This is a genomic window from Sulfitobacter sp. M13 (genome assembly GCF_053474885.1).
On sequence record NZ_CM130281.1, the window covers coordinates 2,414,282 to 2,428,490 of the forward strand.

Genomic DNA, 14,209 nt, shown 5'->3' on the forward strand with positions numbered 1-14,209 from the left:
CTTCGCGCGAACAGCACGTTACGTCCCATAGTTGTTGACTTGCGGAAAAATGACAGCCTATGCTGCTTAAAACACATGGGGGAAGTTATGGCCGACAAGACGTTGACCCGAATGGATTTAAGCGAAGCAGTTTTTCGTGAAGTAGGTCTTTCCCGCAATGAAAGCGCACAGCTTGTCGAATCTGTGCTGGATCATATGTCCGACGCGCTGGTCGACGGCGAGCAGGTCAAAATTTCCTCTTTTGGTACTTTCTCTGTGCGGGATAAATCGGCCCGCGTGGGTCGGAACCCTAAAACCGGCGAAGAGGTTCCGATCAACCCGCGCCGCGTTCTGACATTCCGCCCGTCCCATCTGATGAAGGACCGGGTTGCAGACGGGAACAAGCGATAACCTGATGCCCAAGTCCCCGGATGCATTCCGAACCATCTCAGAAGTTGCAGAGTGGCTTGAAATTCAGGCCCATGTTCTGCGTTTCTGGGAGAGCAAGTTCACACAGGTCAAACCGATCAAACGCGCAGGCGGGCGGCGATATTATCGCCCCAACGATATGCTGCTGCTTGGCGGGATCAAACGTTTGCTGCACGAAGACGGGCTGACGATCAAAGGCGTTCAGAAAGTCCTGCGCGAGGAAGGCATGGGCCATGTTGCCGCGCTTTCCGCCCCTCTTGAAGGTGTCACCCCAGAGGATCTGACCACGGCAGGCAACACCATCGACATGGCACCGATGCACGAAGATGCAGAGCAGCCCCATGAAGGCGTTGTGCTTGCGTTCGAATCGCGCGCGGGCAAAGCTTCAAAAGGTTCAGACCCACAACAAACCCCAGTTTCCGAGGTGCCAGAGCCACCGACGGCGGAAGCTGACACCCCATCTTCTACTCCGCCAGTCGAGAGCGAAGCACCCGCCGAAGCAGAGCCTACCCCATCCGCGCTGGATAAACGCATCGACGAAGACCTGCCAAGTTTCTTGCGCCATCCGATGACCTCTGCACCCGTGCCGCCAAGCGACAACACGCCTGACGAAGCGCCTGCTGCACCGCAAGCCGCGGCACCAGTCGAAGACGAAACGGCCAAGACACCTGCCCCATCTGCGCTACCGCCAGAGGCAGATATTGATCATAGCGCCGCCAACATCTTTGAGGATGACGAGGATCAAGAAGAACCACTCGAGGCTGGCCCCAAGCCGCGCGTGATCGACCTGCCCCCGCTGCTGGCAGAAGATGCGTTCCCGGCGAAACCCTCTGTGCTGTCTGCGGCATTGATGTGCCGCAATCTGCCACATGAATCGGCTCAGGATATTGCGCCATTGCTTAACCGCTTGGCCGAATTGCGTGATTCCATGCGCGCTGATGTGCTGCGTCGTACAAAAGTCTAAGCTGCCCGTGCGATTTGCAACAATTCCCCCTTGCGCGCCCGGTTTTATCAGGTATGAAACGCCTCATGTCGGGCTATGGCGCAGCCTGGTAGCGCGTCCGTCTGGGGGACGGAAGGTCGCAGGTTCGAGTCCTGCTAGCCCGACCAACCGACATACAACAAACGCCCGTACCCTGATGGGTGCGGGTGTTTGCATTTGAAAGGCCCGGATATGATCGGCGTAGTTCCCAACCAGCATATCACCGACATGATCGCATCGGGTCAGATCATCGGCACACCGCCCGTTGATGATGCTCAGATTCAACCGGCCAGCCTTGATCTGCGTTTGGGTACAGTGGCCTACCGAGTGCGTGCATCGTTCCTTGCAGGACACGGTGCCAAGGTGGCAGACCGTCTGACTGAGTTCGAGATGCACCGCGTGGATCTGACCGAGGGTGCTGTGCTGGAAAAGGGCTGTGTCTACGTCGTTCCGCTGATGGAGACCCTCGCCCTGCCCCAAGGCACCTCTGCGGCGGCCAATGCCAAAAGCTCTACGGGGCGGTTGGATCTACTCACACGGACAATCACCGACGGTGGCACGGAATTCGACCGCATCGCGCCAGGCTACACCGGCCCGCTGTACGCCGAGATTTGCCCGCGCTCGTTTTCAGTGCTGGTACGCCCCGGTATGCGGCTGAACCAGATCCGGTTTTCAACCGGGAATGCGACGTTAGACGACGACGCCCTGCGTGCGCTACATGCGGATACCCCACTGGTTGATGGCGAGGCCGTGATCGACGATGGTTTGGGCTTTTCCGTCGATCTGCGCCTGCCCGATACGACGCTTGTTGGCTATCGCGCCAAGCCGCATACCGGTGTGATTGATCTGGACAAGCTCGGCTATTACAAGCCGGCCCAATACTGGGAAGAGGTCCACAGCGACAATGGCCAGATTATCCTCGATCCCGGGGCGTTCTATATTCTGGTAAGCCGCGAAGCCGTGACGATCCCCCCCGAATATGCCGCCGAAATGGCCCCCTACCTCGCGATGGTAGGCGAATTTCGGGTGCATTATGCAGGGTTCTTCGACCCCGGGTTTGGCCATGCGTCCGCAGGCGGTGCAGGGTCACGCGGCGTGCTAGAAGTACGCTGCCACGAAGCCCCCTTTGTGCTTGAGCACGGTCAAGTCGTCGGGCGGCTCGTCTACGAGAAAATGACCCAAGTGCCAACCCAGCTCTACGGAGCAGGCATCGCGTCGAACTATCAGGGGCAAGGGCTCAAGCTAAGCAAGCATTTCAGCCCACCGAGGTAAGGTCAGCGTCAGGGCGCGCTGCCGGTTGCTAGAACCGCGTCAGCTTGCGCATGTTTCGCACCATTTTGCGCGCCTGTTTTCCCTGTTGGTTACCGGCTTTATTCCGCCGTGCGTTTTCAGCAGGGCTTGGCGGCACGGCATCGCTATCGCGACCTTCCACATCTTTTCGGCCCTTCCCAAGTTTAGAGGCTTGGTCAAATCCGATATTGATACCCTTATTGATCAATCGCCCCATAAAGCGACGCATGATCATGTTCACAATCTGGTTCATTTCGTGATTTCACTCCCGCATATATCTATATCTGGGCTTAATATAACATCCTTTGCGGCGATTTTCAGGCCCGCGGGGGATTAATCCTCGAACAGCTCGCTCTGGCCTTCGGTAGCCTCTGGTTCTTCGTCGCTGTCGACACCCGGAATTGCACTGAATGCGGGGCGCCCCTCGAGCAGCCCGGCAGAGCGGAGCTCCTGTAGACCTGGCAGATCGCGCGGGCTTTCCAGCCCGAAATGTGCCAGAAACTCTTGGGTCACGACAAAGGTCACGGGCCGGCCGGGCGTCATCTTGCGGCGGCCAAAGCGGATCCAGTCAAGTTCAATAAGCTGGTCCAAAGTCCCGCGCGATACCGACACGCCGCGGATCTCTTCGATTTCGGCACGGGTGGTGGGCTGGTGATAGGCAATGATCGCCAGCGTCTCGATTGCGGCGCGGGACAGTTTGCGGGTCTCGACTGTCTCATGCTGCATCAAATATCCCAGATCGGCGGCCGTGCGCATGGCATAGGCATCCCCAATCCGGCAAAGCTGCACCCCCCGCCCGGCATAGCGTTTGCGCAGATGTACCAGCGCTTCCGCAGGATCACAGCCGTGGGGCAGACGGGCTGTAATCTCGCGCAGGGTCATGGGATCTGCGGTGGCAAATAGGATCGCCTCGATCATGCGTTCCTGTTCGGCCAGAGGTGGCGCGTCAAACAGGCTTTCTTCGATTTGTTGGGCGGGGTCGGCCACGTCAGCTATCCTTCTTGCGCAACTGGATCGGGGCAAACATCCCGTCTTGGCGAATTTCCAGATGCCCTTCTTTTACCAATTCAAGCGACGCCGCAAACGTTGATGCCGTCGCCGAGCGGCGCATTGCCGGTTCCTTGTCCCAGCCTTCGGGCAGATAGCATGTTAGGTCGGACCAATCGCCCTCGAACCCGAAGAGACCGCGCATCCGTTCAAGCGCCTGCTCCATCGTAAAGACCTTTTCACGATCCATCACAAAGGGGCGAAACTCGTCGCGCGTCCGTGTGCGGGCATAGCCTTGCATCAGGTCCAGCAAGGTCGCGTTATATGTCACCCGGCGGGTCTGCTGCATTTCCTGGGTCTGGCCGCGGGCAAAAAAATCACGTCCCAACTGATCACGTGCCATAAGCTGCGAAGCGACGTCTCGTATTGCTTGCAGACGTTCCAGCTGAAAGGCCAGATGCGCGGCCAGCTCTTCGCCCGAGGGACCTTCGTCCTTGGGGTCAGGCGGTAGAAGCAAACGGGATTTCAGAAACGCCAGCCACGCCGCCATGACCAGATAATCCGCCGCCAGTTCAAGCCGCAGTGCCTTGGCCTTGTCCACGAACATCAGATATTGCCGCGCCAATTGCAGCACCGAAACCTTGCGAAGATCAACCTTTTGGGTCCGGCTAAGCGTCAGCAACAGGTCAAGAGGCCCCTCGAACCCGTCGACATCCACAATCAGCGCCTCGGCGGCGCGCCGTTCAGCAACTTTTGCCTGCCCATCGTCCATGACCGTATCAGCCATCTGACGCCCCGCCCAAAAGCGTGTCGAGTTGTGCATTTAGGGCAGGAATGTCGACATCATCAGGCTCACGGCGCATCGCCAGCGCCCGTTCTGCACGGGTTTGCGCAGCGTCGGTCATTTCGCCTGCTGCCTCGGCCACACGGGCGCGGTCTTCCAATGTGGCGTTGCAATAAAGGACGACATCACAGCCCGCCGACAAAGCATCAGCCGCAATCTGGTCTACTTCACCCGCCAATGCTTTCATCGAGATGTCATCGGTCATGATCAGATTGTCAAAGCCGATGTCCTCGCGGATCAGGTTCATCATCACCGGTGACAACGTGGCAGGACGTGGATCAATCGCATCATAGACAAGATGCGCTGTCATCCCCATCGGCAGGTCGCTCAGCGCCTTGAAGGGCGCGAAATCATGGGCATCCAGCGCGGCGCGCGGCGCATTGACCAGCGGCAGGTCATAGTGGCTGTCCATCGTGGCGCGCCCGTGCCCGGGTATGTGTTTGACCACGGGCAGTACGCCGCCCGCCAACATGCCATCTGCCGCAGCGCGGCCCAAGGCCGCGACCACGTCCGGCGTTGTGCCATAGCATCGGTTGCGTAGAAACTCGTGCGTTTGCGTGCCAGCCACATCGACCATAGGTGCACAATTGCTGTCTATGCCGACGCGGTAAAGCTCGTCTGCGATCAGACGAAAGCGCAGATACATCGCCTCTGCCGCATTGCTACCAGCAGCCTGTACAAAATCAAGCGGAGCCGACCAGTCGCGCCACTGTGGCGCACGCAGACGCTGCACCCGTCCGCCTTCTTGGTCGACGGTAACCACAGCGTCATGGCCCGCCGCGTCGCGCATTTCAGCGCAAAGGGCACGTACTTGATCAGGCGTGTCGATATTGCGTGCAAACAGAATGAACCCAAAGGGTTTTACGGCACGAAACAACGCCTTTTCTTGCGCCGTCAGCCGCAGCCCCGACGCATCCAGTATTGTCGCCCCGTACCGCATCAGCGTGTAACGACGGGAATGCAGTCAGTGTTTTCAGCCACCAGCGCCGAACAAAAGCGCCGTGCGTCCGCGATATCCGAAAACCCATGCGCGCGCAGACGATAGAACGTCCGACCGCCGCTGCTGGCCTCTTGGATGATGCGGTCTTTGCCGTCCATATAGGCGCCGAAACGTGCGTTCAGACGGACCCATTGTGCCCGCGCGATCTGCGGTGAATCGAATGCGCCCAGTTGCACCAGACGTGTGCCTGTGGGCAGGCTGTCGGGCGACAGCTCTTTGACTTCTGCCGCAGCCACGGGGGCGGATTCAAAGGATGCTTTGGTCGCAACCATTCGGCCACCGGGCCGATTTTGTGGCCGCAAGGATGCACGTACGCCGGGTTCTTCGCCCATTGCCACGGCTACAGCGTTCGACACGGCCATTTCGAGCGGATCCACATCCATCGTGGCGCTCGCGTTCATCGGCTCTGGCAGCGTGGTTCCGTCGTCTTGATCTTCCAGTGGCTCCATCCCATCCGTGAGAGAGGCAACCAAACCGTCTACATCCCCGTTTTGCAACGCCGCTGCAACGTCTACCGCTGGCGAGGTGGAGGCAGGGGCCTGTTGCACAGGTGCAACCATCGCGACGGGGATGGGCTGGTCTTCTTCTTCCAGATCCAATGGTTTCGGTGCCAGTATCAACTGTTCAGCGAACTGGTTCGCCGTCCCTTCAGAGGCAACGGCGTTGACCGACAGCCCCTGATTATCGGCCAGTTGCCCGCCCGGATTTTCAGGACGCACACGCATATCGCCTTGGGCGGCACGGACCACCGGAATACCCGTCACATCGCGCACAAGCAGCTTGTAACCCCACACCCCGATCCCGACGATCAAGGTGATAGAAAGCGCAGCACCTGTGAAGTTTGCAAACTTTGTCAAAGGCTTAGCCGGTGTCTGCGGGCCTAGTCCGGTGTCATGCTCAAAGGAATACCCCCCACCCTGGGAGGAGGACGTGTAATCTGCCATTTCTGCCTCACTGACCGCGTCCGGCATCGCCTGCGCGGGTCTGTTTTTTGAACCTGCCTGACCAGCGTGTGTGCGTTATCGCATCTCTTCCGCTGGCTTGACCCCAAGAATACCAAGACCTGACGCAATTACAATCGCTGCGGCCTGCGCAAGAGCGATTTTCGACTGCGAGACCGCAGCATCATCTTGCAAGAAACGCAGCTCTGGCACGTCATTCCCACGGTTCCAAAGCCCGTGGAAGTCGCCCGCAAGCTCGTAAAGGTAGAACGCGATCCGATGTGGTTCGTTGCTACGCGCCGCCGTCTCGACCATCCGCGGCCACTCTGCCAGCTTCTGCGCCAGTTTCAGCTCTGCCTCATGGTCCAGCTTGCTCAGATCGGCGCGTTGAAGCGTTTCAATATCTGTCGCGACGCCGGCCTCTGCCGCTTTGCGCAACACGGAATGAACGCGGGCGTTGGCGTATTGCACATAGAACACGGGGTTTTCGCGCGATTGCTCAAGCACTTTGGCAAAGTCGAAGTCCAGCATCGCGTCATTTTTACGAGTCAACATAACGAAACGCGTCACATCCGCGCCCACTTGATCAACAACATCACGCAGGGTCACGAATGTCCCTGCCCGCTTGGACATTTTGAATTCCTTGCCGTCCTTGAAAAGCTTGACCAGCTGCGTCAGCTTGATGTCGAGCGGCACAGCCCCTTCGGACAGTGCCGACACCGCGGCCTTCATCCGTTTGACATAGCCCCCATGATCCGCGCCGAACACGTCAATCAACATGTCAAAGCCGCGCTGCACCTTGTCGTAGTGGTACGCTATATCGGGCGCGAAATAGGTCCAGCCGCCGTCCGACTTCATCACCGGGCGGTCCACATCATCGCCATGCGCAGTGGATTTGAACAGCGTCTGCTCGCGCGGTTCCCAGTCTTCGGGCTTTTTGCCCTTTGGCGGCTCAAGCACACCTTCATAGATCAGACCCTTGGCCTTGAGGTCTTCAATCGCGGCTTCAATCCGGCCCGTGCCATAGAGCGATTTTTCCGAATAGAACACATCCATTTCCACCCCGAGAGAGGCCAGATCTTCGCGGATCAGCTTCATCATCTCGTCGGTGGCAAAATTGCGTACATCTTCAAGCCAGACGGATTCATCCTTATCGATATAAGCGTCGCCCACCTTGTCTTTCAGCGCCACGCCCACGTCGACCAGATAGTCGCCGGGGTATGTGCCTTCGGGGAAAGCAACCTCTTGGCCGTGTGCCTCAAGATACCGCAGATAGACAGAGCGCGCCAATACATCGACCTGTGCCCCGCCATCGTTGATGTAATATTCGCGCGTGACATCAAAGCCCGCAAAATCAAGCAATGACGCCAGCGCATCCCCAAAGACCGCCCCGCGGGTGTGGCCAACATGCAGCGGGCCGGTCGGGTTGGCGGATACATATTCAACGTTCACGCGTCTGCCCTGACCCAGATCGCCGCGCCCAAAATCAGTCCCTTGCCGCAGAACCGCGCCGACAACGCCCTGCCATACCGCAGCGCTTAGCCGCAGGTTCAAAAAGCCGGGCCCAGCCACATCAGCCGCAGTAATCCGCGCATCCTCACCCAGCTTTGCAGCCAGCTTGTCGGCGATATCGCGCGGCTTCATACGGGCAGGCTTGGCCAGCACCATCGCGGCATTGGTTGCCATATCCCCATGTGATGCATCGCGCGGAGGCTCAACAGTGATGGCGTCAAAGCTCAGGCCCTCGGGCAGAAACCCGTCAGCGACCAGCGTATCAAGGGTGGACAGCACAAGGCTGCGGATATCGGCAAATAGGTTCATAACGGGGTTCCTTCGACTTGGCCCCGTGTATCACCTGAATATGCGCCCATAATCAAGGGCGGTTCAGCCTTTAGCGATCAACCGCTCGTGCTCTTGCAGGGCAAAGCGATCGGTCATCCCCGAGATATAGTCACTGACGATCCGCGCGAGTGCCGTATCGCCGTCTGCGTCCTCTACATCTTTGCGCCACTGTTTGGGCAATTGATCCGTATGCGCGCAGAAATAAGGGAACAAATCCTCGACCACCTGCGTCACCTGCTTGCGCATAAGAACCACCGACGGCGCGCGGTACATCCGGTCAAACAGGAATGCGCGGATCACCTTGAGGTCTTGGAACACCGGATCGGAAAACTGGATCAGCGTGCGCCCCGCCATTCGAATATCAGTGGCGGTTTCGGGCTTCATTTCGGCCAAACGGGTCCGCGCGACTGTGATAACATCCTCGACCAGCACACCAAAGAACCGGCGTAGTGCCTCGTGGCGACGCCGGTAGTAGTTCAAACCGGGATAAAGCCGGTCCACCTCGGCAAAGTTATCCTTGAGGATCGGAAGCTCGGCCAGTTCATCCGTCGAAAACAGCTCCGCGCGCAGCCCGTCATGCAGATCGTGGTGGTTATAGGCCACGTCGTCGGCAATCGCCGCCACCTGCGCTTCGGCACTGGCGAATGTATCCAGCTCAAGATCATGCTGCCGCCCATAGGCCGCCAGAGCCCACGGCAGGTCTCCTGTCACCGGCCCATTATGTTTCGCCAGCCCCTCCAATGTTTCCCACGTCAGGTTCAACCCGTCGAATTCCGCATAGTGCCGTTCAAGATGGGTGACGATTCGAATGGCCTGCGCGTTGTGATCAAACCCGCCATAGGGGGCCATCAGCGTCTCCAGCGCATCCTCGCCGGTGTGACCAAAAGGCGGATGCCCCAGATCATGTGCCAGCGCGACCGCCTCCGTCAGCTCTGCGTTCAGACTCAAAGCACCGGCAATCGTGCGCGCCACCTGCGCCACCTCGATCGAATGGGTTAGCCGCGTGCGGTAATAATCGCCTTCATGTTCGATGAACACTTGGGTTTTATGCTTGAGCCGCCGAAAGGCGCTGGCGTGAATAATCCGGTCGCGATCCCGCTGAAAGCAGGAACGAAAGGTACTTTCCTCTTCGGGTATCAACCGGCCCCGGGTCAGTGCCGGATCAGAAGCAAAAGAAGCGCGCATAGTCGGTGGTCCTTGTGGCCTGTCCTGAGGGTTTCTATATTGTATGATAAGACAGATGGAAACCGATCACCCCGGAGCCCGAAAAATGAACCTGCCCCCCCAAGTCACCCCGCGCGCCTTTGACCGCCTTGCCGAAATCGGTGCCGCAGCAGAGGGCCAAGCCCTGCGCGTCGCAGTGGAAGGCGGCGGTTGCTCCGGCTTTCAGTACGATATCGCGCTGGATGCCCCAAAGGATGACGATCTCGTCCTTGAAGGTGCCGGCCAGAAAGTCGTGGTCGACAGCATCTCGCTGCCCTTCCTTGCCAATGCTGTCATCGACTTCTCCGAAGAACTGATCGGCGCGCGTTTCGTGGTTGAAAACCCTAACGCGACCAGCGCCTGCGGTTGCGGCACATCCTTCTCGATGTAGCACTCAGCCCGTTTCATTCTGCCCAAGAACCCCCCGCCGGAGGCTGGTCTCATGCCAGCATGAGGCCGCTCTAAAGCTGCACCCGCGCCGAACCTCCCCCCGTTTTGGCCGGCGCACGGGCGAAGCGGGCAAAAAACGCATTGAACCGCGGGCAAGACGCCTCTGCCTGTGCCAATATGTTTTGTGCCGAGGGGGCAAGCGACGCCATTATCCTCCCACGCATACGCGCCCAATCAGATTGCCGCGTGTCTCCCATCTTGAAAAGGGTTTCGGACAGCCCCAATAGCGCACCCTCTGGTGGCGCGTAGCGGATGGAGACCGGGCCCTGTGGCACCGCTTGGCTGAATGCCGGAGCCCCCGCCATCTGCGACAACCAGCCGGCCACCAAATAGATATGATACCCGTCGCCCGCCCTCTCCCCGTGGTGCGGCACGATCTGGCAGGCGTTTGCGGCAGTGCGGACAGCGTCTTCCCACAAGGCGGGCGCAGGCGAGCCGGCCAACCTCAAAGCAGCGCAGAGCTCTGCCAGCAAATCCATATCCTGATCCAGATAAGCCAGGACGCCGGCAAAGGTCAGGCTTTCAATTGCCGCGAGGGGCAGTGCCGGATCACGTTGACCATAGTCGGACAGGTAGAAAACAATATGCGCGAGCTCGTAAGATGCTTTTTTATTCGGCAGCACAAAGTTTTCTGATCTCAGGAAAAACCCGCGCAATCGCGCGTGCAAGGTTTCGTCTCGGGTGACGGGCATCCGCCGTGCCATCAACCGCTCTGCCTCGGCGCGTTGTAGGTCGGAAAGTTCCCCATCGACCAAGCGCATACGCGAGACCCAGTGCACCAGTCGCAGCCCTGTCTCTCCGGGCATGCCAAGATCCTCAAGATCAAGGGCCAGTGACAGGAAGAAACGGTAATACTGCGGGAAAAAACGGATCGTTTCCTCCAGTTGGTCATAGAAAGATGCGTAGGGCATCAAAGCACCCGACGACACTGGCATATTCGAGCTTGCCAACACCCCCAGCCATTCTGCGTTTTCCTTCAACCAGAACACATCCCCCGCACGGCGACGCTGCTGTGCAAACATGCGGCTGATCGCTGCTATATCGGCGTGTTTCGCAGCAATACCGCGGGCGCGAACGGACGAAAGTGTCACAACGTTAGACATAGAACTCCCTCTTCGTTGGTTACCCCTGCGCCGTTTCTGGCGCAGGGTGACACGGGAATATCAGCCAGCCGTAAACAGACCGCTAATCCCCGCGGTCGCCATGGGGCCTGCCTGTGGCTCTGACTGCAATCCGGTGGTGAACAATCCGGTCCCGTGACCGCAATGCGGGTCGCGTCCGGTACGGATTAGGCCGGTGGTATAAAGGCCGGTGCCCGAACCCAGCTGCAGCGTCGCATCAGCGGCACGAACGGAGGGAAGGGTGTTCTCGGCGTAGGCAATTGCGGTCATATTTTCTTCCTTTTAGGTGGTTTTTGAAATCGGCAGCTAAACCTGAGGCTGCACGTCCTTCATCAATCACCACAGCGCAGCGTGAACCTAGCCGTCAAAAAGATCGAATTTTAATGATGCAATTCATCCACATGCGCCACGTAGTTGATCCCATTGAAACTGCAAGACGACGTCGTGTTCTCCACATTAGAGACAACTTTACAGACCTATCCTGCACACCCCTGTCGGGCCGATGCCCCAATTAGATAAACGCCTGCACAACGCCCGAATCGCGTGCGAAAACCGGCCAAGCCGGCGCAGCCCCCTTGCCCCATATCGCGGTATGCGCGATAGCTGCGCGAACCAATATAGGGGGGGCTGTCATGAAAATCGCCACGTTCAACATCAACGGGATCAAAGCGCGGATCGATGCCCTGCCCCAATGGCTGGACGAAGCGCAGCCTGATGTCGCAATTCTGCAAGAAATAAAATCCGTCGACGAGGGTTTCCCGCGCGAAATTTTTGAGGACCGCGGTTATAACGTCGAAACCCACGGCCAGAAATCGTTTAACGGCGTCGCAATCCTGTCAAAGCTGCCGCTTGAGGATGTGACCCGTGGCCTGCCCGGTGACGACAGCGACCAACAGGCCCGCTATATCGAGGCGACCGTTGTGGGCGATCATTCGTCTGTCCGGCTGTGCGGGCTGTATCTGCCCAATGGCAACCCTGCGCCGGGCCCGAAATACGATTATAAACTGGCCTGGATGCAGCGCTTAGAAGACCGTGCCCGTGCGCTGCTGGCCGAAGAAACCCCGTTTTTGCTGACCGGCGATTTCAACATTATTCCGCAGGCCGAAGATGCGGCTACGCCGGACGCATGGCGCGAAGATGCGTTGTTTCGCCCGGAATCCCGTGCCGCATGGCGACGCCTGCTGGCGCTTGGCCTGACAGAGGCATTTCGTGCGCGCACCCAAGGGCCGGGGCACTACAGCTTTTGGGATTATCAAGCGGGCGCGTGGAACCGCAACAACGGCATCCGCATCGATCACTTCCTGCTGAGCCCCGCCATCGCCGACAGTCTGCGCGATTGCCAGATCGACAAGGACGTGCGCGGGCGTGAAAAACCGTCAGATCACGTGCCGGTCTGGGTCGACCTCGATCTCTGAGGCCAATCCAACTGTACCGAGCCAAATCCATTTTAGCCGTCTCTAATCAAGCCCGGACAGAAATCCTCGGGCCGTTGCCCCCTGCCACTCTATTTTGTCTCTGATAGAACAGAACAGGCAGCGGGGGGCATCTTGCACGCCGAACAGGGCACGGCCATAGGCTGCCTCAACCTGCCTTGTTAACCCGCCCACGCTGGTTGTCGGCCAGCACATAGGTGTTCATCGCGGCGACGGCTCCCTCTGCCCAGATCAACGTAAGCCAATGGGAAAACGCAGTCTTAAAGTCCTCGGCCAGCGCCAGATCACCGTAGTGGCGCTCTTGTTCCAGCCACGCGGCAGGGCGCGTGCGCGCAGCTTCGGCAACAGTGCGCAATTCGTCCCAGATCGGATCGTTTGGCACGATCTCGCTGCCGTCTTCCCGCGTGCCTGCGCACATCCGGGCCCAGAACGCTTCGACCAAGGCCAGACCGGCAACCGACCGACCTGCGGCCAATTGATCGCGCAGGATCGGCAGAACGAAACCTGCGTGCCGCGCCGAGCCGTCAAAAGCGACGCGGCGGGTGGTGTCGACTATGCGCGGGTTAGAGAAGCGCTGCTCAATCAACTCCAGATATGTCAGCGGCGTCATGCCGGGCACAGGGGCAACCGTCTGTGTGATCTCGTCGGCCTGCACACGGTGGAACATCGCGCGGATCGCCGGATGCGTCATACAGTCCGAGATTGCCTCGATCCCCAGTACTTCACCAACATTCGCCAAAACCTGATGGCCCGCGTTGAGAATGCGAATCTTCATTTTCTCATAAGCATGGACGTCGTCCGAAAAGGTTGCGCCCACCTTGTTCCAGTCTGGCCGTCCTGCGCAGAACTCGTCTTCGATCACCCATTGGCGAAAGGCTTCGTGGGTCACAGGGGCGGCGTCGATCACGCCAAATTCGCGCGCCTGCGCGATCTCGGCTGGACCGGTCACCGGGGCAATGCAATCGACCATGGAGTTGGGGAAGCTGCCGTTCGCGTCAATCCAATCAGCCAGCGACGGGTCCGACATCCGCGCAAGGGACACGACGGTTTGTCGTAGGATATCGCCGTTGCCTTGCAGGTTGTCGCAACTCAGCCCCGTGAAAGGCCCCTGCCCCGCATCGCGCCGCAGAAGCAATGCCGCGACAATGGCACCAAAGGCCGTGCGCGGGGTTTCAGGGTGGGCCGCGTCATGAACAATATCAGCATGGGACGCGTCAAAACCCTTGCTGACCGGATCAATGTAATAGCCGCTTTCGGTCACCGTCAGCCCGACAATACGAATGGCCGGATCGGCCATAGCCTGGATAAGCGCGCCGTTGCCGTCCTCGATCGGGAGGTAATCGATCATCGATCCTACAACCTCTGCCGAGGTTTGCGCAGGGTCGAGTTCAATCAGCGTTGTCAGGCAATCCTGCGCCAGAAGCTTTTCACGCATGGCCGCATCATAGGGACGCACGCCCGCACCAAGGATCGCCCAATCATGCGCCTGACCGATCTGCATCAACCTGTGTAGATACCACGCCTGATGGGCACGGTGGAAGTTGCCGACGCCGATATGGACAATGCCAGGCGTCAGCGCGCTGCGATCATAGGTGGGCCGGACGATATCAAGATCGCCGAGCGTCGCATTTGAGAGGTCTACCAACTTATCCATGATCCACATCCTTGTCGGATCGCGCGCCAGAAACACGGCGCGGGGTCCAACCTG

General features: G+C 59.0%; 15 protein-coding genes and 1 tRNA gene. 6 read left to right on the top strand and 10 right to left on the bottom strand.

The features are described 5' to 3' along the window. The first annotated feature begins 87 nt into the window (after positions 1-87). The 4 genes from ihfA to ACVBAU_RS11655 all read left to right on the top strand — a co-directional run bounded on the left by ihfA (position 88) and on the right by ACVBAU_RS11655 (position 2,662). Complete coding sequence (gene ihfA / locus ACVBAU_RS11640) at positions 88-390, top strand: integration host factor subunit alpha (protein ID WP_093733680.1); 303 nt, start codon at positions 88-90, stop codon at positions 388-390. A 4-nt stretch (positions 391-394) separates the two neighbouring features. Continuing rightward, positions 395-1,372 carry a MerR family transcriptional regulator gene (locus tag ACVBAU_RS11645; RefSeq protein WP_448326486.1) on the top strand — a complete coding sequence of 326 codons (978 nt, stop codon included), beginning with the start codon at positions 395-397 and terminating at the stop codon, positions 1,370-1,372. A gap of 69 nt (positions 1,373-1,441) precedes the next feature. Next, positions 1,442-1,518 (top strand) — tRNA-Pro (locus tag ACVBAU_RS11650). A 64-nt stretch (positions 1,519-1,582) separates the two neighbouring features. After that, a complete protein-coding gene (locus tag ACVBAU_RS11655; RefSeq protein WP_138923174.1) occupies positions 1,583-2,662 on the top strand; it encodes a 2'-deoxycytidine 5'-triphosphate deaminase in 1,080 nt (359 codons plus the stop codon). A gap of 28 nt (positions 2,663-2,690) precedes the next feature. Here ACVBAU_RS11655 and ACVBAU_RS11660 read toward each other — a convergent pair whose 3' ends face one another. The 7 genes from ACVBAU_RS11660 to ACVBAU_RS11690 all read right to left on the bottom strand — a co-directional run bounded on the left by ACVBAU_RS11660 (position 2,691) and on the right by ACVBAU_RS11690 (position 9,479). Next, on the bottom strand, positions 2,691-2,933 hold the full coding sequence (locus ACVBAU_RS11660) for a hypothetical protein (RefSeq protein ID WP_138923173.1): 243 nt from the start codon (positions 2,931-2,933) through the stop codon (positions 2,691-2,693). 80 nt (positions 2,934-3,013) lie between these two features. Continuing rightward, the gene (gene scpB / locus ACVBAU_RS11665) at positions 3,014-3,667 is read right to left on the bottom strand and encodes an SMC-Scp complex subunit ScpB (RefSeq protein WP_335744129.1); all 654 of its coding nucleotides are present in this window, start codon (positions 3,665-3,667) and stop codon (positions 3,014-3,016) included. Position 3,668: 1 nt separating this feature from the next. After that, on the bottom strand, positions 3,669-4,454 hold the full coding sequence (locus ACVBAU_RS11670) for a segregation and condensation protein A (protein WP_448326489.1): 786 nt from the start codon (positions 4,452-4,454) through the stop codon (positions 3,669-3,671). Next, positions 4,447-5,451 carry a beta-N-acetylhexosaminidase gene (nagZ, locus tag ACVBAU_RS11675; RefSeq protein ID WP_448326491.1) on the bottom strand — a complete coding sequence of 335 codons (1,005 nt, stop codon included), beginning with the start codon at positions 5,449-5,451 and terminating at the stop codon, positions 4,447-4,449. Before nagZ ends, ACVBAU_RS11670 begins: the two co-directional genes overlap by 8 nt. Beyond that, the gene (locus ACVBAU_RS11680) at positions 5,451-6,368 is read right to left on the bottom strand and encodes an SPOR domain-containing protein (protein ID WP_448326493.1); all 918 of its coding nucleotides are present in this window, start codon (positions 6,366-6,368) and stop codon (positions 5,451-5,453) included. Before ACVBAU_RS11680 ends, nagZ begins: the two co-directional genes overlap by 1 nt. Before the next feature lie 162 nt (positions 6,369-6,530). Then, positions 6,531-8,273, bottom strand: a complete 1,743-nt coding sequence (gene argS / locus ACVBAU_RS11685; protein ID WP_138923168.1) for an arginine--tRNA ligase — start codon at positions 8,271-8,273, stop codon at positions 6,531-6,533. A 63-nt stretch (positions 8,274-8,336) separates the two neighbouring features. Beyond that, complete coding sequence (locus ACVBAU_RS11690; RefSeq protein ID WP_448326495.1) at positions 8,337-9,479, bottom strand: deoxyguanosinetriphosphate triphosphohydrolase; 1,143 nt, start codon at positions 9,477-9,479, stop codon at positions 8,337-8,339. 85 nt (positions 9,480-9,564) lie between these two features. Between ACVBAU_RS11690 and ACVBAU_RS11695 the strand changes: the two genes are divergently transcribed. Further along, positions 9,565-9,888, top strand: coding sequence for a HesB/IscA family protein (locus tag ACVBAU_RS11695; RefSeq protein ID WP_138925101.1), 324 nt, complete (start codon positions 9,565-9,567; stop codon positions 9,886-9,888). A gap of 70 nt (positions 9,889-9,958) precedes the next feature. Here ACVBAU_RS11695 and ACVBAU_RS11700 read toward each other — a convergent pair whose 3' ends face one another. Further along, positions 9,959-11,050: a DUF6902 family protein gene (locus ACVBAU_RS11700; RefSeq protein ID WP_448326497.1), complete on the bottom strand. Its 1,092-nt coding sequence runs from the start codon at positions 11,048-11,050 to the stop codon at positions 9,959-9,961. 60 nt (positions 11,051-11,110) lie between these two features. Next, on the bottom strand, positions 11,111-11,338 hold the full coding sequence (locus ACVBAU_RS11705) for a hypothetical protein (RefSeq protein ID WP_138923165.1): 228 nt from the start codon (positions 11,336-11,338) through the stop codon (positions 11,111-11,113). Between the two features lie 362 nt (positions 11,339-11,700). Here ACVBAU_RS11705 and xth point away from each other — a divergent pair, with 362 nt between their 5' ends. Next, entirely contained in the window at positions 11,701-12,483 is a 783-nt protein-coding gene (gene xth, locus ACVBAU_RS11710; protein WP_448326499.1) for an exodeoxyribonuclease III, read from the top strand. Positions 12,484-12,649: 166 nt separating this feature from the next. Here the strand turns inward: xth and ACVBAU_RS11715 are convergent, their stop codons facing one another. After that, positions 12,650-14,155 carry a mannitol dehydrogenase family protein gene (locus ACVBAU_RS11715; protein WP_448326501.1) on the bottom strand — a complete coding sequence of 502 codons (1,506 nt, stop codon included), beginning with the start codon at positions 14,153-14,155 and terminating at the stop codon, positions 12,650-12,652. Positions 14,156-14,209 lie beyond the last annotated feature (54 nt).